Below are 17,155 nucleotides of genomic sequence, written 5' to 3' on the forward strand. Positions count from 1 at the left end.
CAAGCTCTGAGACTTGTTCCTGCCCGTTTCTCCTTTGCAATGAAGGCCCCCATGCGAATCCTAGGACTTGCCGTCGCGATCTTTTCGGTGATCGCTCTTGTCATTGGCGTGAAGGGGGATACGGGCGCCCTGATGATCGGGGTCATCGGCATACCCTGTGCCGCCCTGACGTTTCTCTCTCTGAGCATCTCGAGCTTCCTGAAAAATTTCGTCGCGATCTTTGCGTTCGAAACCATTTTGTTCGGTGCGCTTTATCTCGCCGGTAGTGCCCAATACTGGCCGGCGGCCTTCGCCGATTACACCATTCCCGAAACCCTGCCGCTGACCATGGCGGTTTTCGTGATCGCCGTCTTTGGCGCCTCCTATATCCCGATCGTCCGCTCGATGACCCGTATTGCGGACCGCTATTTCGAACAAAATGAACCGGGAACGTTCCGCATCTGGCCCCTGCCAGAAATGCGGCTGCTGGAGCGTCGGATCGCTTCGATGATGCTCGTGTCGCTTGTTTTGATCAATCAGATCGTCGTTGGTGTCACGGTCGTCTTAACATACGCGCGTCGCGACATTTTCAATGCGCTTCAAGCAAAGAATGCGGGAAATTTTTGGTACGCACTCATTTTCGAGTTTCTTGTTTGGGCTATGATCTACGTGGCCTTTGCCGTCACGAACTATGTCGTGAGCTCGACCTTCATCTTGCGTTGGCGCCGGTGGCTAACGAAATTTTATGTGGCGCATTGGCTTGATGGCGCGGCCCATTATCGTATGTCGTTGATCGGCGGCGAAACGGACAACCCCGACCAGCGTATTTCTGAGGACGTGAATCTGTTCCTTGATGGTGGTGACCAAGGCTACGGCATCTATTCCTTCTCTGTGATGTTGATCTCGACTTTCAGTTCGCTTGCCGCCTTTTCGATCCTACTTTGGAATCTATCGTCGGATTTCATTGTCCCTGGGCTCGGCATCGCGGTCCCTGGATCACTGTTCTGGGTGGCTCTTCTGTATGCGGCCTTTGGGACGTTCGTCGCCATGTATATCGGTAAAGGATATGCCGCGCTCAGTTTTAAAAGGCAGAGATATGAGGCGAACATGCGTTTCTCGCTGGCGCGTCTGCGTGAATATGGTGAACAGGTCGCGCTCCTGCATGGTGAGGATACGGAAAAGCAAAGCGTGATGGGGCGTTTTGGCGAGATTTTTGCGAACTACATGCAAATCATCGACAAGCGTAAGAAAATTACGGCGTTCAGCGGCCTCTATGGTCAGATGAATGTCGTTATTCCCTACGTCTTCGGCGCGCCGTTTTACTTTGCGGGTAAGATGGAGCTCGGGCAACTCACCCAGGTCGCCAATTCGTTTGGCGAAGTCATCGGTGCGTTCAACTTCATCGTCGACAATTACGTGTATTTGGCGAGCTACCGCGCGGTCCTCGACCGTCTCACGTCCTTCGATAACGCCATCGAGCGGGCAAATCTCCTTGGCACGAAGGCGCCTCACATCGTCCTGGAGCGGGCCGGAGACGATGTGGTGCTGTCCAATCTGAAGGTAGACCTGCCGCAGGGCGAAGAGCTTTTGCAGGTGGATCATTTCCGCTTCAACGGTCAGCAGCGCACCTTGGTGAGCGGGCCGTCGGGATCGGGCAAATCGACATTGCTGCGGGCAATCGTCGGCGCTTGGCCTTATGGCGAGGGGAAGGTCTCGACCCCAGCCGGACAAAATATTCTTCTTCTGCCGCAGCGGCCGTATTTCCCCCTCGGTTCTCTGCGCAGTGTGGTCAGCTATCCCTCCGCCGAGGGAACCTATCGCGACGCCGAGATCGTGGCTGTGTTGAACGAGGTTGGACTGTCGCATATTTCGGCGAATCTGGACGAATCTCACATTTGGACGCAGCAGCTTTCCGGCGGCGAACAGCAAAGGCTTGCCGTGGCGAGAGCGTTGCTCGCCAAACCCGATTGGCTCTTGCTCGACGAAGCGACGTCGGCCCTCGACGAGAAGTCGGAGAAGAGGCTCTACGACATTATCAAGATGTCGCTGCCTAACACCAAGGTCGTTTCCATCGGCCACCGGTCGAGCTTGATCGGCATGCACGACCGCATGGTCGAAATGGTTCGGGGTGCCGACGGAACATCGACGCTTCGCGAGGCGGTCCTGGCCACCTCGTGACGATTTTGCGGGTTCAGGACCTCGACGTGTGCGCGGCGCAGAGAACGCCGGTAAAGCGCGGGATCAAATCCCGCGCTTGAAGCGCAACACGCCGTATTGGCTCTTCACGATCAGGTCCGAGCCGTCAATGCTCCAGTACGGGCCGGAATGGAGGATGCCGAGATAGACGTGTTCGATTTGCGTCACTGCCGGAGGGCAGGTCTTGCTGGTGAGCGCGACGGAGCCCATGGCGAGGCGCTGGCCCTGAATGGGTTTCAGGGTCGACGACCAGGTGTTGCAGCCCGAAAAACCGGTGCCGCGGTCGTTGCCGTCGATCGAGAGCGTGAGTTCGGCGTCGCCCGGCACGGGCTTGCCATTGATTTCCGAAACTGTCCATTGCGCACCGACGGGGAACGTCTGGTCGGGCTGCGCGAAGGTGGGCTGCTGCGGTTGCTCTTGTTGCGCCTTTTTCTTGTGCCTGCCAACGATGGTCGCATCCTGGGCCGCTGCCGGCAGGGCGAAAGCGGCGAGAAGGCCGGTGGTCAGCAGGGCAAGAAAAAGTTTGGTGCGCATATCGTGTCCTTGAAGCCGTTGAGTTGCGGAATGTCGCCGAACCAAGAAATGCCGCAATGGCGAAATTGAGGCAAGTCCGGGAATTTGTGGAGACGGGCCGGCCCGCCTAAATCCGGTTCGCCAGGCGGTCGTAGAGCGGGTTGGTGGCGGAAAATACATAATCGAGGGTGGCGACCGCCACATGTTCCGCGCCTTGGCCGATCAGCCAATCGGCGAGATCGGGGGCGCGGGCCTTGGCGCAATTCAGCCGGACCATCTGTCCCTCACTCACCCCGAACAGCGGCGTTGCCTCGAACAGCTTTTGCGCCTCGACGTAAAGCGCCGGCGCCGCCTGGGGCAGCACCACCGCCCGCACCTCGCGGGTGGTGCGCGCGGTTTCCTCCGCCGCGATGCGCGACAGAATGGCTTTGGCGGTCTTCTTCTGGCTCTCGGACCAGGTAGCGGTGATCGAGGCGGCGAGATTGGCCTCCGAGCGCAGCATTACGCCGTCGTCGAGCACTTTCAGCGCATTGGCGGCGAGCGTCGCACCGGTCGTGGTGATGTCGACGATGAGTTCCGCCTGTCCGGCCGCCGGCGCGCCTTCGGTCGCGCCGAGACTCTCGACGATCCGGTAGTCGCTCACATGATGCTCGGCAAAATAGCGGCGGGTGAGGTGGATATATTTGGTGGCGACCCGCATCGGCATGCCGTGCCGCGCCCGGTGCGCACCGGCCACGTCCTCGAGGTCCGCCATGGTGCGCACATCGATCCACGCCTGCGGCACGGCCACGACCACATTGGCATGGCCGAAGCCAAGCGGCGTCAGCAATTCGATCTTCGCATCGGCGTCGGGCAGGGATTCGCGGACGAGGTCCTCGCCGGTCACGCCCAGATGCGCCGTGCCGGCCGCGAGCTGCGTGACGATTTCCGAGGCCGAGAGAAAGGCGATTTCAACCCCGTCGAGGCCCTTCAGCGTGCCGCGATAATCCCGGGCGCCGCGTCCCTGCGTGACTTGCAGCCCGGAGCGGGCGAAAAAGTTCGCGGCGTTTTCCTGCAGGCGGCCCTTGGAGGGAACGGCGAGCACGAGAGGTGCGTTTGTATCCTGCATGATTTCAAGCCCCCGCAATACGCTCGATCCAGATCGCGGCGCCGACCGCCGGCACATCGCCCTGCGCGCCAAGCGCTTTCAGCAGCCCGTCGTAACGGCCGCCGCCGATGATGGGCTTTCGATCCGCGCGCTGCGGATCATGGGCCTCGAACACGAAGCCGGTGTAATAATCGAGGTTGCGCGCGAAACTCGCGGCGAAGCTCAGCCGCGCCATGTCGCAGCCGCGCGCGGCCAGGAAATTGATGCGCGCATCAAAGGCGTCCAGCGCCTCGCTGAGATCGAGCTTCGCCTCACCGGCGAGGGCACGCAGCCGGGCCGAGGATTGGCCGGCATCGCCCGCGACGCTGAGGAACTTTGCCAGAATGGCCTGTTTCTCGGCATCGAGCCCGCCGCCCGATTTGAGTGTCGCCTGTTCCAGAAAGCGCTCCGCGATTTCACCCGCCGAGCGGCCGCCGACCGAGGAAATGCCGGCAATCGACAACAGGTCCTCCACCAACGCCCGGGCGCCCTGTTTGTCCGACCCGGCAAGGGCTGCCAGCACGCCCGAATGGTCGATGGAGCTTGCTGTGCCATTGGCTTGCGCGATGGTCTCCAGCGTCTTGCCTTGGGCAAAGCCGCGCTTGATTCGCCGCAGCCACACCGGCGCGAGGCCCATCACCTCGAGGAGCCGGGCGAACAGGCCGGCATCGCCGAAACGCACCATCAGGGGCGAGGCACTCACGCTGTGCACCGCGTCGAGCGCGGCGGTGAGTATTTCGGCGTCTGCCGCCTCGCGGTCCATGCGGCCATAGCTTTCGATGCCGGCCTGCAGGAACTCGCCGCCTTCGCCTACCCGCATCCGGAATACCGGCCCTAGGTAGCTCACGGACTGCACCTGTCCCGCCATGGGGCCGCTGAGGTAATCGCGGCTGACCGGGATCGTATATTCGGGCCGCAGGCACAATTCGGCGCCCGCAATATCGCTCGTCAGATAGAGCCGCCCGCGAATGTCCTCGCCCGACAGGTCGAGAAACACCGAGGCAGGCTGCAGAATCGACGGCTCGACGCGGGTGAAATGAGCGGCCTCCAGAAAGGCCAGAAGCCGCGTCTCAAGGCTCGATGGATTTGTGGGCGTGGGGCGGGTGGTCATGTCCGTCCGGCTTTAGTTGCAAGAAAACGTGCCCGTTCATAGGCGGTCGCAATCGATCTGACAAATCTCTTGTTATGGGCTTGCGGCTTGGCGGCGAGGTGAGTATAAGGCGCGAACCTGCAGCGCCGCACTCGGCCGCAGGATATGTCGGAGTGTAGCGCAGCCTGGTAGCGCACCTCGTTCGGGACGAGGGGGTCGGAGGTTCGAATCCTCTCACTCCGACCAATAAAATCAATTACTTAACGTTTTCCCGCTTCTGCTGCGCCACAGAAACCGGTGGCTTCATCCTGCGGCTGACAAGCCCGGACTCACCGCGCTGTCCGCCGCACCGTGCCAGCCTCTGCCGGCACGAGATGCCGCAAGGGCAGGCGGGAGGATTGTTTCAGGCGGTCGAGAACGATCGCCGAGCGCACATGCGCGACGCTGGTATGGGCGAGGAATTTTTCGGCCATGATGCGCGACAGCGCCTTCAAATCCGGCACTGCCATTTTCAAGAGATAATCGGCTTCACCGGCCATGGCATAGGCCTCCTGCACCTCTTCCAGCGTCTCGACCAGTTCGGCGAAATGCTGGGAATTGTCGGGCGAATGGGTCGCGAGTGTCACCTGGACAAAGACCGTGACGGTGAGCCCCACTTTTTCCGCCGAAAGCGCGGCGTGATAACTCGCGATCGTCCCGTCCTCTTCGAGCGCCAGCCGCCGGCGCGAGCATTGCGATGCCGAGAGGCCGACTTTCTCGGCCAAATCGTAATTGGTCAGCCGGCCGTCCCGCTGCAGGGCTTCGAGCAGTTTGATGTCGAAAATGTCCATGCGCGATCCGTGCGTGAAATGGCCATAATGCGCGCCATTCTCGTAAAGATTGGCCAAAGTCTCGCTGTTTTGCAAGCACCTTGCGCGGGTTCCGTGCGATATTGTCCTTAGTTCATGCATGGGAGGATGATCATGGGTCCGTTTCCGCACGACGCCCCGCCGGCGACGATCAGCGCCGCCAATCCGGCTGGCACCGACGGCTTTGAATTTGTCGAATTCGCGCATCCCGAGCCCGAAAAGCTCGAGGCACTGTTTCACAAGATGGGCTACACCGAGGTCGCCCGGCACAAGACCAAGGACATCTCGCTCTATCGCCAGGGGCAGATCAATTATCTCATCAACCGCGACGCAAAATCCCATGCGGCGGAATTCGTGGGCTTGCACGGGCCGTGCGCCCCGGCTATGGCCTGGCGCGTGGTCGACGCGCAGCATGCCTTGAAGCGCGCGCTCGATCTCGGTGCGACCGAATATAAGGGGCCGGGCAAGTCGATCGACGCGCCGGCGCTCGTCGGCATCGGCGGCTCGCTTTTGTATCTCGTCGAGACCTATGGCGCCAAAGGCTCGCCCTATGCGCAGGATTACGAATGGCTTGGAGAGGCGGACCCGACGCCGGAAGGGGTCGGCTTCTATTATCTCGACCATCTCACCCACAATGTGCAGCGCGGCAATATGGACACGTGGTACAAGTTCTATGCCGAGACGTTCAATTTCCGCGAAATCCGCTTCTTCAATATCGAAGGCAAATTGACCGGACTGCACAGCCGCGCGCTCACCTCGCCCTGCGGCAAGATCCGTATCCCGATCAATGAAAGCAGCGACGACAAGAGCCAGATCGAGGAATATCTGCGGCGCTACAAAGGCGAAGGCATCCAGCATATCGCCGTTGGCACCAACGATATCTATGCGTCGACCGATGCGATCGCAGCACGCGGCCTCGCCTTCATGCCCGGCCCGCCGGAGACCTATTACGAGCGCTCAGCAGTGCGAGTCAAAGACCATCAGGAACCGATCGAGCGCATGAAGAAGCACGGCATTTTGATCGACGGCGAAGGCGTGTTGGACGGCGGCACGACGCGCATCCTCTTGCAGATCTTCTCGAAGACCGTGATCGGCCCGATCTTTTTCGAGTTCATCCAGCGCAAGGGGGACGAGGGTTTTGGTGAAGGCAATTTCCGCGCGCTGTTCGAGTCGATCGAGGAAGACCAGATTCGCCGCGGCGTGTTGAAAGCGTCGTGATGTGAACTGCGGGGAGGGGGCCGTCATTGCGAGGAGCGCAAGCGACGAAGCAATCCATCCACGCCCTGTGGACATTGGCCGCAATCGGCGCAACCCACGGGTCGGGCGATGGATTGCTTCGCTCCGCTCGCAATGACGGAAAATGTCTCACCGCTCACCCAGTAGGAGGGAACCATGGATGACATTGCACGCCGGCGGCCATTGCGGGAGAGCGCCGCTTCGATCGCCGAAGGCAACAAAGGCTATATGTCGGGCTTCGGCAATGGCTTCGAAAGCGAGGCGCTGCCTGGCGCGTTGCCGGTGGGGCGCAATAGCCCGCAAAAATGCCCCTACGGCCTTTATGCCGAGCAATTGTCCGGTTCGCCCTTCACCGCGCCGCGGGTCGCCAACGAGCGTTCGTGGCTTTATCGCATTCGCCCGACGGTAAAACATTGGGGCCGGTTCGCAAAGATCGATAACGGCTATTGGCGCACGGCGCCATGTGTTGAAACCGAGATGCCGATCGCGCCCTTGCGCTGGAGCCCGGTGCCGGTGCCGCGCGGCAAGCTCACCTTCCTGAAAGGTATCCGCACGATCACGACGGCGGGCGATGCCGCGACTCATGCCGGCATGGCCGCGCACCTTTATTTCATCACCGAGTCGATGCAGGACGAATATTTCTACAATGCTGATGGCGAGATGATGTTCGTCGCGCAAGAGGGTTCGCTGCGCATCGCGACCGAATTCGGGATCATCGATATCGAGCCGTGCGAAGTGGCGGTCATTCCGCGCGGCGTGAAGATTCGCGTCGAATTGCTGCAAGGTCCGGCGCGCGGCTATATCTGCGAGAATTACGGCGGCGCGTTCACCTTGCCGGAACGCGGGCCGATCGGCGCCAATTGTCTGGCCAATCAACGCGATTTTCTGACCCCCGTCGCGTCCTATGAGGATCACGACGGCGATTGCACGCTCACCGTCAAATGGGGCGGGCAATTGTGGGCCACCCAATTGAAACATTCGCCGCTCGATGTGGTCGCCTGGCACGGCAATTACGCGCCTTACAAATACGATCTGCGCCATTATTCGCCGGTGGGGCCGATCCTGTACGATCACGCGGACCCGTCGATCTACACAGTCCTCACATCGCCTTCGGAGACACCCGGTACCGCCAATATCGATTTCGTCGTGTTCTGCGACCGTTGGATGGTGGCGGAAAATACGTTCCGGCCGCCTTGGTACCACATGAACGTGATGAGCGAATTCATGGGCCTCGTGCAAGGCGTTTATGACGCCAAGCCGCATGGATTCGTGCCCGGTGGATTCTCGCTGCACAATTGCATGTTGCCGCACGGGCCGGACACCGAGGCGTTCGAACATGCCAGCAATATGGAATTGAAGCCGCAACGCCAGACCGATACGATGGCCTTCATGTTCGAAACCCGCTTCGCCCAGCGCGTCACGAAATTCGCCGCGGAACTGCCGAGCCTGCAGAAGGATTACGTGGATTGCTGGGCCAATCTGCAGAAGCATTTCGATCCGAAGCGGCGGTGATCATGGTGCATCTCGACGAGACACATTCGCCGCGAAGGAAAAGCTGGGTGGCGAGCGCGAACGCGCCGCTGAGCGACTTTCCCATTCAGAATCTGCCTTACGGCGTGTTCAGCACCGCCGGCGCCTTGCCACGCGTGGGCGTCGCGATCGGGGACAGCCTTCTCGATCTTGCGCTGCTCGAGAAGGCGGGCGTGCTCGTCACAAAACCCGGCGAGGCGATCTTCGCGCGCCGCGAACTCAACCCGTTCATGGCGCTCGGCCCCAAGGTCTGGCAGGCGACGCGGCGCGCGCTCAGCGATCTTCTGGAGGAGAGCAATCCGCGCCTGCGCGATGATGCGGAGCTGCGGCAGGCGAGCCTCGTGCCGATGGCGTCGGCAAAGATGCATCTGCCGATCTTCGTGCGGAGCTTCACGGATTTTTACGCGTCGAGGGAACACGCCACCAATGTCGGCGTGCTGTTCCGCGATCCGGCCAATGCCTTGATGCCGAATTGGCTGCATATTCCGATCGGCTACAATGGCCGCGCCAGCACGGTCGTGGTGAGCGGAACGGACATCCGGCGACCGCTCGGGCAATTGAAGCCGCCGACGAGCGATGCGCCAGTCTTCGGCCCGTGCCAGAAGCTCGATTTCGAACTGGAACTCGGCGCTATTGTCGGTGTGCCCAATCCGATGGGAGAGCCCGTCACCGTGGCCGAGGCCTATGACATGATCTTCGGCTATGTCCTGCTCAACGATTGGTCGGCGCGCGACATTCAGGCTTGGGAATATCAACCGCTCGGACCGTTTCAGGCGAAGGCTTTCGCGACCAGCATCAGCCCATGGGTGATAACGCGCGCGGCCCTAGAGCCGTTCCGCGTGACGACGCCGCCACGCGAGAAACCGCTGCTGCCCTATTTGCAAGAAACGAGCGCGAACAATTTCGACCTGCATCTCGAGGTGACGCTCGCGACGAAAGATGCGCCGCGCGCCAGCGTGATCAGCCGCACCAATTACAAATACATGTATTATTCCGCCGCGCAGCAATTGGCGCATCATGCTGTCTCGGGATGCGCCATGTGCATCGGCGACCTTTTGGGCTCCGGCACGATCTCGGGACCGACGCGCGACGCTTTGGGCTCGCTGCTGGAGATGACGCGCAACGGCAAGGAGCCGGTGACGCTCGACGACGGCGCGACGCGGACTTTTCTTCAGGACGGCGATTGCCTTACGCTATCCGGCTGGGCGGCAGGCGATGGCCATCGTATCGGCTTTGGCACATGCGCCGGCGCCATTCTTCCCGCGCCAGTGGAGCGGGATTGGCGGGCAGTCAAAGGAGAGGGCGGCGAATGAAGCTTTACAGCTATTGGCGCAGCTCCGCGGCATACCGCGTGCGCATCGGCTTGAATCTCAAACAGGTGACATATGAGACCGTGCCGATTCATCTGTTGCGCGACGGCGGCGAGCAATTGAAGCCAGCCTATCGCAAGATCAATCCCAACGCCCTCGTTCCCGCGCTGGAACTCGACGACGGCAACATTCTCACGCAGTCGTTGGCGATACTAGATTATTTCGAAGAGACGCACAGTGAGCCGCCGTTATTGCCGCGCGATCCTCTCAAGCGGGCACGGATTCGTGCTGCGGCACAAATCATCGCGCTCGATGTGCATCCGATCAACAATCTGCGGATTCTGACCTATCTGAAATCACAGGAGGGGCTCGATCAAGATCATGTCAAGGCCTGGGCAAAGCATTGGATGCACCACGGATTGACTGCTTACGCCGCGATGATCGAGCCCGGCGTGCGCTTCAGTTTCGGCGACGCGCCGACACTTGCCGACGTGTGCCTGATCCCGCAGCTCTACAATGCCCGGCGCTGGCACCTCGACTTGCAGGACCTGCCGCGGCTCCTTGAAATCGAGGCGGCATGCAACGACATCCCGGCCTTTGCCGCGGCGGCGCCGGAGCGCCAGCCGGACGCCGAATGAACCTTTATTTCAGCTTGCCCTTCGTCGTGGGAAAGTCGCGCCAATAATCGCCTGTGCCGCGGCGGATGACGTGATCTTCGCTTAGGATTTCGAACGGCGAATGGTCCGGCAAGGCGCGCAGCTTCGCGTAAAGTGGTGTGAACGCGGTGTCCTTGAGCAGGTTGAACAGGTCGGCGAATTGATCGATGACGAAATAGGTCGCCTGGAAATCGTCGATATAATAGCCGGTGCGCAAAACCCGCTCCAATTGGAACGCGAGCTGGTTGGAGGAGGGATCCTGCGTCGCATATTGGGCCTCGCCGAAAGACGAGACGATGCCGGCGCCGTAAATCTGAATGCCTTGCGGTTTGCGGATGAGGCCGAATTCGATCGTGTACCAGTTGAGCCGCGCCAGGAATTTCACGCCCTTGTTGTCCACCGCCTCGAGGCCGATGCGGCCATATTGCTGCATGTAATCGGCATAGGCCGGATTGGTCAGCAGCGGCACGTGGCCGAAGACGTCGTGGAAAATATCCGGCTCCTCGAGATAGTCGAGTTGCTCGCGCGAGCGGATGAATGTGCCGGCGGGAAAGCGCCGGTTCGCCAGCATCTGGAAAAACGGCCGCGAGGGAATGAGTCCAGGCACGGCGACGACTTCCCAGCCTGTTGCGGCGCCCAAACGCTTGTTCATCTCGGCAAAATTCGGAATCGTCTCGGCGCGCAGGCCCAGAATGTCGAGCCCGTCGAGATATTCCTGCGCCACATGGCCCGCGAGCACGCGCAACTGGCGCTCGTACAAGGTGCCCCACGTCGCGTGATCGTCGGCGCTGTAGCGTTCCCAAGCCTGATCGATCAGGCAATCTTCCAGAGTCTGTGCAGTTAAAACAGCGTGACCCGCCATCGCGTTCACTCCCTATGGCAAAAGCGCGAAATGCGCTTGAACGAACGGCCGCAGATGCGTTGCCGCTCTCCTTTGACGGTCAAAATACGCTTGTTGCGAGCCGAAGGCAAAGATTGTCCGGGATAAGGCCCGCGTATCATTTTGAATGATCATGAGAAGCATTGAAAGTCGTTGAAACGCAGACTATTCTTCAAGGTGTGGGGGGCGCATTTTGCAGGAGGCCCATATGCTTCCGTTTGACGAATCGACCGCATCGCCGGAGCTTTCCGAGCATCTGGAAACTTATCACCGCTTCGTCCATATCATCTGGTGGTCGGCGGCCGGTATTTTGGCGGTGCTCATTTTCCTCGCGATATTCACGTAAGCGCGAGAGCCGGTCTTAAGCCTTCGAGGAATTGCGCATCTCTTGCGCCAAATGTTCGATCCGCGCCGCGGCGTTGTCGATCGCGTCGGCGGCCGTCGTCATGGCAATGTCGCCGGTATTGGCGAGCAATTGCCGCTCCTGCTTGAGATTGGCGAGTTCCGCCGTCAGCTCGGCGATTTTCTGCTGGGCGTCGTTCGCTTCGTCGGCAATCGCGATGGACGCCATCATGGTGAGGCGCTGGTCGCCGATCTCACCGAAAGCCTGCCGCAGTTCCGAGACCTTGTCGTCAACCTTCTTGGCCAGTCCCTCGAGATGAGCTTCCTCGCCGTCGCCGCAGGCCATGCGAAAGATTTTCCCAGCGATGGTGACGGTGACTTGTGCCAAATCTAGTCCTCCTGTCCATCTGCCGCCCCCAGAACGGCCCGGATTGTCGCGGAGGCTTTTTCCAAACGGTCGGAAACCCCCTGGTTGGCGGATTCAAGGCTTTTGGTCCGCGCGAGCGCTGCATCCAATTCGACCGCCAGACGCGAGCGGTCGTCTTGCATGATCGCCAGCTCCTCCGACAGGTCGGCACGGTTCGCGTCATCTCGCGCGCGGCGCTCGGCCGCGACTTCGAGTTGATCGAGGGCGGCGGACAAGCGCTTCAAGGCAGCGTCGAGGCGGAGTGGTGTTTTCATGAGAATCAAGCACTTCCTTAAGAAACATTAAGCTCCACCTCAGCCGGTCAGTCAATCTCCCCGGATTTTTGCCCAAAAAATCAGCAGGTTTCGACCGACGCCTGCCGGAGCGGCCTTGCGACAGCGAAGCACTTTGACTCGGCAAGGTGAGGTGGTATCAAGCGCAGGCACTTCAATACGATCAACTCGCCGCACGCGGCTGGTCGGTCAAGTTTGGGATGAAATAGCCTATGGCAGTAGATGTGACCCCCGATTCGATGGCCAACGCCATCCGTTTCCTTTCGATCGACGGCGTTGAAAAGGCGAAATCGGGCCATCCCGGATTGCCGATGGGCGCAGCCGACATCGCGACCGTCCTGTTCAATCAGGTGATGAAATACGATCCGGCCGATCCGGCCTGGCCTAATCGCGATCGCTTCGTGCTGTCGGCGGGCCACGGCTCGATGCTGCTCTATTCGATCCTCTACCTGACCGGGACGACCGGCATGAGCATCGAGGATCTGCAACAATTCCGTCAGCTTGGCTCGATCACGCCGGGCCATCCAGAGGTGCATCACACCAAGGGCGTCGAGACGACCACCGGGCCGCTCGGCCAGGGCCTCGCGACCTCGGTCGGCATGGCGCTCGCCGAGCGCATGCTGAACGCGGAATTCGGTTCTATCGTCGACCATTATACCTATGTGCTCGCCTCGGACGGCGATCTGATGGAGGGCGTCAGTCAGGAATCCATCGCCATTGCCGGCCATCTGCGCTTGTCGAAATTGATCGTGATGCACGACGACAACGGCATTTCCATCGACGGCCCGCTCTCGATCTCCAATTCGGTCGATCAGGTGCTGCGCTTCCAATCCGCCGGTTGGAATGCGGTGCGGATCGACGGCCATGATCAGAAGGCGATCCTGCAGGCGATCCGCGATGCGCAGGCGTCCGACAAGCCGAGCTATATCGGCTGCCGCACCACCATCGGCTTTGGCTTGCCGACCAAGGCAGGCACCGCGAAGGCGCATGGCGAGGCACCCGGCGCGGCGGAAGTCGCCGGCGCGCGCGAGAAGCTCGGCTGGCCCTATCCGCCCTTCGTCGTGCCGGACGAAATCCTGAGTGCCTGGCGCAAGGCTGGCGAGGCCGGCCAGCGTCATCACAAGGAATGGGCGGCGGCGCTTGCCACGCTCGATCCGGCCAAGCGCGCCGAATTCGAACGCCGTGTGAAAGGCGAACTGCCGGCGGCGCTCACGGACGTGGTGCTCGCGACCAAGAAGGCGCTGGCGAGCGATGCCACCGAAATCGCCACCCGCAAGGCCGGCGAAGCGGTGCTGAAGGTGCTCGCTCCGGTCGTCCCCGAACTGGTGACGGGCTCGGCCGACTTGACGCCGTCGAACAACACCAAGGTCGCGGCGACGCCGGAAATCTCGCCCGGAAATTTCGCCGGCCGCTATGTCCATTGGGGCATTCGCGAACATGGCATGGCCGCCGCGTGCAACGGCATCGCGCTGCATGGCGGGCTCATCCCGTCCGACGCGACCTTCATGGTCTTCACCGACTACGCTCGCCCAGCCATCCGCCTCGCGGCGCTGATGGGCATCCGTGTCATTCACGTGATGACCCATGACTCGATCGGCCTCGGCGAAGACGGCCCGACCCACCAGCCGGTCGAGCATCTGGCGGCCTTGCGCGCCATTCCCAATCTCCTGGTCTTCCGTCCGGCCGATCACACCGAGACGCTGGAATGCTGGGAGCTGGCTTTGCGCTCCGCCCATTCGCCGTCGATCCTCGCCCTGACGCGGCAAAACCTGCCGCAGCAGCGCAAGACCTTCGTGGCCGAAAACCTCAGCGGCAAGGGCGCCTATGAGCTCGTTCCCGCCAATGGCAAGGCGCAAGTCTCGCTCTTTGCTTCGGGCTCGGAAGTCGCGATCGCCGTCGATGCGCAGAAGGCGCTCGCCGAGAAGGGCATTGCCGCACGCGTCGTGTCCGTGCCGTGCATGGATCTGTTCGAGCAGCAGGACGAAGCCTATCGCCAGTCGGTGATCGGCGATGCGCCGGTCCGCATCGCGGTGGAAGCGGCGGTCCGCCAGAGCTGGGATCACATCATCGGCGACAAGGGCGGTTTCGTCGGCATGAAGAGCTTTGGCGCCAGCGGCCCCTATAAGGCGCTGTACGAGCATTTCGGCATTACGCCGCAAGCCGTGGTGGAAGAAGCACTCAAGCAGATTGGCTGATGGGCCGGCGCAACGCAGGTCCATCGAAAAGGAGAAAGTCATGGCAGTAAAGGTTGCAATTAACGGCTTTGGGCGTATCGGCCGCAATGTGCTGCGCGCGATCTACGAGTCCGGCCGAAAGGACATCGAGGTCGTGGCGATCAACGACCTTGGCCCGGTCGAGACGAACGCGCATCTGCTGCGCTTCGACTCGGTACATGGCAAATTCCCGCATGAGGTGAAGGTCGACGGCGACACGATCAACCTCGGCGGCGGTCCGATCAAGGTGACGGCGGTGCGCAATCCCGCTGAATTGCCGCATGCGGCGATGGGCGTGGACATTGCGCTCGAATGCACAGGCATTTTCACCGCGCGCGACAAGGCTGCAGCCCACTTGACCGCAGGCGCGAAGCGCGTCCTCGTCTCGGCTCCGGCGGATGGCGCCGACCTGACGGTCGTGTTCGGTGTCAACGACGACAAGCTGACGAAGGATCACCTCGTCGTCTCGAACGCGTCGTGCACCACGAACTGCCTGACGCCTGTCGCCAAAGTGCTGCACGATGCCATCGGCATCGACCACGGCTTCATGACCACGATCCATTCCTACACCGGCGACCAGCCGACGCTGGATACGCTCCACAAGGATCTCTATCGCGGCCGCGCGGCGGCGCTCTCGATGATCCCGACGACGACCGGCGCCGCCAAGGCCGTCGGCCTCGTGATGCCGGAACTCAAGGGTAAGCTCGACGGCTCCTCGATCCGCGTGCCGACGCCGAATGTCTCGGTGGTCGACCTGAAGTTCGTCGCCAAGCGCGCGACCACCAAGGAAGAAGTGAACGAGGCGATCAAGGCGGCAGCCGACGGTCGGCTGAAGGGCATCCTTGGCTACACCAACCATCCGAACGTCTCGAGCGATTTCAACCACGATCCGCATTCCTCGGTCTTCCACATGGATCAGACCAAGGTGATCGATGGCACATTCGTGCGCATCCTCTCCTGGTACGATAACGAATGGGGCTTCTCCAACCGCATGTCCGATACGGCGGTTGCGATGGGCAAGCTGATCTGATTTCGATGACGCGGCGCTTGCAACAGCAGGCGCCGTTTTTCTTAGAGCATTTTCCACGGAAGTCATCCGGCTTTCCGACGAGAAAAGCGCGACGCAACAAAACGCCTGCAGGATGGGGACAATGGCTTCTTTTCGCACTCTCGACGACGTCAACCTCAGCGGCAAGCGCGTGCTCGTGCGCGTCGATCTCAACGTTCCCATGGAAAACGGCAAGGTGAGCGACGCGACGCGCATCGAACGTGTGCTGCCGACCATCCGCGAGATCGCGAACAAGAACGGCAAGGTGATTCTGCTCGCGCATTTCGGCCGGCCGAAGGGCGGGCCGGACGATGCCAATTCCCTGCGTCCGGTCGCCGCAGCATTGTCGCAGATGCTGCATCGTCCGGTGGCCTTCGCCGAGGATTGCATCGGCGAGAAGGCTGCGGCTGTCGTTGATGCGATGAAGAACGAAGACGTCGCGCTGCTCGAAAACACTCGCTTCCATAAGGGCGAGGAAAAGAACGACCCGGCCTTTGTCGCGGAACTTGCGAAGCTGGGCGACGTTTACGTGAACGATGCGTTCTCTGCCGCCCACCGCGCGCATGCTTCGACCGAAGGGCTCGCGCATGTGCTGCCGGCCTATGTGGGCCGCACCATGCAAGCGGAACTGGAGGCGCTCGCGAAGGCGCTCGAACAGCCGGCGCGGCCGGTCATGGCGGTCGTCGGTGGCGCGAAAGTGTCGAGCAAGCTGGAGCTGCTCGGCAATCTCGTGAAGAAGGTCGACATTCTCGTCATCGGCGGCGGCATGGCCAATACGTTCCTCGCCGCGCAAGGCAAGGCGGTCGGAAAGTCGCTGTGCGAGAAGGATTTGCTCGACACCGCACGCAGCATCATTGAGACGGCGAAGGGCGCCGGTTGCGAGATCGTGCTGCCGCTCGATGCCGTGGTCGCGAAAGAATTCAAGGCGCATGCGCCCTCGCACGTGACGGATGTCGACCATGTCGGCGCTGATGACATGATCCTCGATATCGGCCCGCGCTCGGTCGTGCAGGCGGAGGCGAAACTCGGCGAGGCCAAGACGCTGGTCTGGAATGGTCCCTTCGGCGCCTTCGAAATGCAGCCTTTCGACGCCGGCACCAATGCCGTCGCGGCGGTCGCGGCGCGGCTTACCGCGGAGGGCAAGCTGCTCTCGGTCGCAGGCGGCGGCGATACGGTCGCAGCGCTCAACCAGGCCGGCGCGGCGGATCGTTTCACCTATATTTCGACTGCCGGCGGCGCGTTCCTCGAATGGCTCGAGGGCAAGGATCTGCCGGGCGTCACCGCACTGCATGTCTGATGGTGCTCATTTGCGCCGCGGCCGAGAACGCGGCTTAATCGCGCATTCGGTCGCGAAAGTGATTGAATCCCACGAAGATCCGGCTTTTTTGCCCGTTTGGGCGAGAGGAAGGCGGATCTTCATATAACGAACAAGAAAACAAGCGAAAAACGTGAACCGCGAAGCGGCACGATTTTTCAAGACAGGGAGAGC

16 protein-coding genes and 1 tRNA gene are annotated in these 17,155 nt (G+C 61.2%); 10 read left to right on the plus strand and 7 right to left on the minus strand.

Features of this window, described 5'->3' with window-relative positions:
- Positions 1 to 51 precede the first annotated feature (51 nt).
- A complete protein-coding gene (locus V9T28_RS05040; RefSeq protein WP_116401573.1) occupies positions 52 to 2,157 on the plus strand; it encodes an ABC transporter ATP-binding protein/permease in 2,106 nt (701 codons plus the stop codon).
- Positions 2,158 to 2,220: 63 nt separating this feature from the next.
- Here the strand turns inward: V9T28_RS05040 and V9T28_RS05045 are convergent, their stop codons facing one another.
- The 3 genes from V9T28_RS05045 to V9T28_RS05055 form a co-directional block, all read right to left on the minus strand.
- Complete coding sequence (locus tag V9T28_RS05045; RefSeq protein ID WP_158554822.1) at positions 2,221 to 2,709, minus strand: META domain-containing protein; 489 nt, start codon at positions 2,707 to 2,709, stop codon at positions 2,221 to 2,223.
- Positions 2,710 to 2,815: 106 nt separating this feature from the next.
- Positions 2,816 to 3,796 carry an ATP phosphoribosyltransferase gene (hisG, locus tag V9T28_RS05050; protein ID WP_116401462.1) on the minus strand — a complete coding sequence of 327 codons (981 nt, stop codon included), beginning with the start codon at positions 3,794 to 3,796 and terminating at the stop codon, positions 2,816 to 2,818.
- Between the two features lie 4 nt (positions 3,797 to 3,800).
- The gene (locus V9T28_RS05055) at positions 3,801 to 4,925 is read right to left on the minus strand and encodes an ATP phosphoribosyltransferase regulatory subunit (RefSeq protein WP_116401463.1); all 1,125 of its coding nucleotides are present in this window, start codon (positions 4,923 to 4,925) and stop codon (positions 3,801 to 3,803) included.
- 148 nt (positions 4,926 to 5,073) lie between these two features.
- Here V9T28_RS05055 and V9T28_RS05060 point away from each other — a divergent pair.
- Positions 5,074 to 5,150: transfer RNA gene (locus V9T28_RS05060), tRNA-Pro, on the plus strand.
- 83 nt (positions 5,151 to 5,233) lie between these two features.
- Here V9T28_RS05060 and V9T28_RS05065 read toward each other — a convergent pair.
- On the minus strand, positions 5,234 to 5,734 hold the full coding sequence (locus V9T28_RS05065; RefSeq protein WP_116401574.1) for an Lrp/AsnC family transcriptional regulator: 501 nt from the start codon (positions 5,732 to 5,734) through the stop codon (positions 5,234 to 5,236).
- 132 nt (positions 5,735 to 5,866) lie between these two features.
- On the opposite strand from V9T28_RS05065, the gene hppD reads away from it, so the two are divergent.
- From hppD to maiA, 4 genes are all read left to right on the plus strand, one after another.
- Complete coding sequence (gene hppD, locus V9T28_RS05070) at positions 5,867 to 6,970, plus strand: 4-hydroxyphenylpyruvate dioxygenase (protein WP_116401464.1); 1,104 nt, start codon at positions 5,867 to 5,869, stop codon at positions 6,968 to 6,970.
- Positions 6,971 to 7,216: 246 nt separating this feature from the next.
- A complete protein-coding gene (gene hmgA, locus V9T28_RS05075) occupies positions 7,217 to 8,500 on the plus strand; it encodes a homogentisate 1,2-dioxygenase (protein WP_245424144.1) in 1,284 nt (427 codons plus the stop codon).
- A 47-nt stretch (positions 8,501 to 8,547) separates the two neighbouring features.
- Positions 8,548 to 9,831, plus strand: a complete 1,284-nt coding sequence (gene fahA / locus V9T28_RS05080) for a fumarylacetoacetase (protein WP_445242153.1) — start codon at positions 8,548 to 8,550, stop codon at positions 9,829 to 9,831.
- The gene (gene maiA, locus V9T28_RS05085) at positions 9,828 to 10,466 is read left to right on the plus strand and encodes a maleylacetoacetate isomerase (RefSeq protein WP_116401467.1); all 639 of its coding nucleotides are present in this window, start codon (positions 9,828 to 9,830) and stop codon (positions 10,464 to 10,466) included. The genes fahA and maiA overlap by 4 nt, the downstream gene beginning before the upstream one ends.
- A 4-nt stretch (positions 10,467 to 10,470) precedes the next feature.
- On the opposite strand, the gene phhA is transcribed toward maiA, so the two are convergent.
- Positions 10,471 to 11,346: a phenylalanine 4-monooxygenase gene (gene phhA, locus V9T28_RS05090; protein ID WP_116401468.1), complete on the minus strand. Its 876-nt coding sequence runs from the start codon at positions 11,344 to 11,346 to the stop codon at positions 10,471 to 10,473.
- A 226-nt stretch (positions 11,347 to 11,572) separates the two neighbouring features.
- On the opposite strand from phhA, the gene V9T28_RS05095 reads away from it, so the two are divergent.
- Positions 11,573 to 11,710 (plus strand): aa3-type cytochrome c oxidase subunit IV, encoded by a 138-nt coding sequence (locus V9T28_RS05095; protein WP_116401469.1) that lies wholly within the window; start codon positions 11,573 to 11,575, stop codon positions 11,708 to 11,710.
- A gap of 15 nt (positions 11,711 to 11,725) precedes the next feature.
- On the opposite strand, the gene V9T28_RS05100 is transcribed toward V9T28_RS05095, so the two are convergent.
- Positions 11,726 to 12,094, minus strand: a complete 369-nt coding sequence (locus V9T28_RS05100) for a cell division protein ZapA (protein ID WP_116401470.1) — start codon at positions 12,092 to 12,094, stop codon at positions 11,726 to 11,728.
- 2 nt (positions 12,095 to 12,096) lie between these two features.
- Positions 12,097 to 12,387, minus strand: a complete 291-nt coding sequence (locus tag V9T28_RS05105; RefSeq protein ID WP_116401471.1) for a DUF4164 domain-containing protein — start codon at positions 12,385 to 12,387, stop codon at positions 12,097 to 12,099.
- Positions 12,388 to 12,617: 230 nt separating this feature from the next.
- On the opposite strand from V9T28_RS05105, the gene tkt reads away from it, so the two are divergent.
- The 3 genes from tkt (at position 12,618) to V9T28_RS05120 (ending at position 16,963) form a co-directional block, all read left to right on the plus strand.
- Positions 12,618 to 14,600: a transketolase gene (gene tkt, locus V9T28_RS05110; protein WP_245424135.1), complete on the plus strand. Its 1,983-nt coding sequence runs from the start codon at positions 12,618 to 12,620 to the stop codon at positions 14,598 to 14,600.
- 40 nt (positions 14,601 to 14,640) lie between these two features.
- Positions 14,641 to 15,648, plus strand: a complete 1,008-nt coding sequence (gap, locus tag V9T28_RS05115; protein WP_116401472.1) for a type I glyceraldehyde-3-phosphate dehydrogenase — start codon at positions 14,641 to 14,643, stop codon at positions 15,646 to 15,648.
- Positions 15,649 to 15,769: 121 nt separating this feature from the next.
- The gene (locus V9T28_RS05120) at positions 15,770 to 16,963 is read left to right on the plus strand and encodes a phosphoglycerate kinase (RefSeq protein WP_116401473.1); all 1,194 of its coding nucleotides are present in this window, start codon (positions 15,770 to 15,772) and stop codon (positions 16,961 to 16,963) included.
- Positions 16,964 to 17,155: the final 192 nt, after the last annotated feature.

The sequence above is a fragment of the Methylovirgula sp. 4M-Z18 genome (assembly GCF_037890675.1).
Classification (GTDB): Bacteria; Pseudomonadota; Alphaproteobacteria; order Rhizobiales; family Beijerinckiaceae; genus 4M-Z18.

What these genes read in the sequence shown, in the direction of transcription:
- V9T28_RS05040 (WP_116401573.1), top strand. Translation starts at nt 52, where the DNA reads ATGCGAATCCTAGGACTTGCCGTCGCGATCTTTTCGGTGATCGCTCTT.
- V9T28_RS05045 (WP_158554822.1), bottom strand. Translation starts at nt 2,709, where the DNA reads ATGCGCACCAAACTTTTTCTTGCCCTGCTGACCACCGGCCTTCTCGCC.
- hisG (WP_116401462.1), bottom strand. Translation starts at nt 3,796, where the DNA reads ATGCAGGATACAAACGCACCTCTCGTGCTCGCCGTTCCCTCCAAGGGC.
- V9T28_RS05055 (WP_116401463.1), bottom strand. Translation starts at nt 4,925, where the DNA reads ATGACCACCCGCCCCACGCCCACAAATCCATCGAGCCTTGAGACGCGG.
- V9T28_RS05065 (WP_116401574.1), bottom strand. Translation starts at nt 5,734, where the DNA reads ATGGACATTTTCGACATCAAACTGCTCGAAGCCCTGCAGCGGGACGGC.
- hppD (WP_116401464.1), top strand. Translation starts at nt 5,867, where the DNA reads ATGGGTCCGTTTCCGCACGACGCCCCGCCGGCGACGATCAGCGCCGCC.
- hmgA (WP_245424144.1), top strand. Translation starts at nt 7,217, where the DNA reads ATGTCGGGCTTCGGCAATGGCTTCGAAAGCGAGGCGCTGCCTGGCGCG.
- maiA (WP_116401467.1), top strand. Translation starts at nt 9,828, where the DNA reads ATGAAGCTTTACAGCTATTGGCGCAGCTCCGCGGCATACCGCGTGCGC.
- phhA (WP_116401468.1), bottom strand. Translation starts at nt 11,346, where the DNA reads ATGGCGGGTCACGCTGTTTTAACTGCACAGACTCTGGAAGATTGCCTG.
- V9T28_RS05095 (WP_116401469.1), top strand. Translation starts at nt 11,573, where the DNA reads ATGCTTCCGTTTGACGAATCGACCGCATCGCCGGAGCTTTCCGAGCAT.
- V9T28_RS05105 (WP_116401471.1), bottom strand. Translation starts at nt 12,387, where the DNA reads ATGAAAACACCACTCCGCCTCGACGCTGCCTTGAAGCGCTTGTCCGCC.
- tkt (WP_245424135.1), top strand. Translation starts at nt 12,618, where the DNA reads ATGGCAGTAGATGTGACCCCCGATTCGATGGCCAACGCCATCCGTTTC.
- gap (WP_116401472.1), top strand. Translation starts at nt 14,641, where the DNA reads ATGGCAGTAAAGGTTGCAATTAACGGCTTTGGGCGTATCGGCCGCAAT.
- V9T28_RS05120 (WP_116401473.1), top strand. Translation starts at nt 15,770, where the DNA reads ATGGCTTCTTTTCGCACTCTCGACGACGTCAACCTCAGCGGCAAGCGC.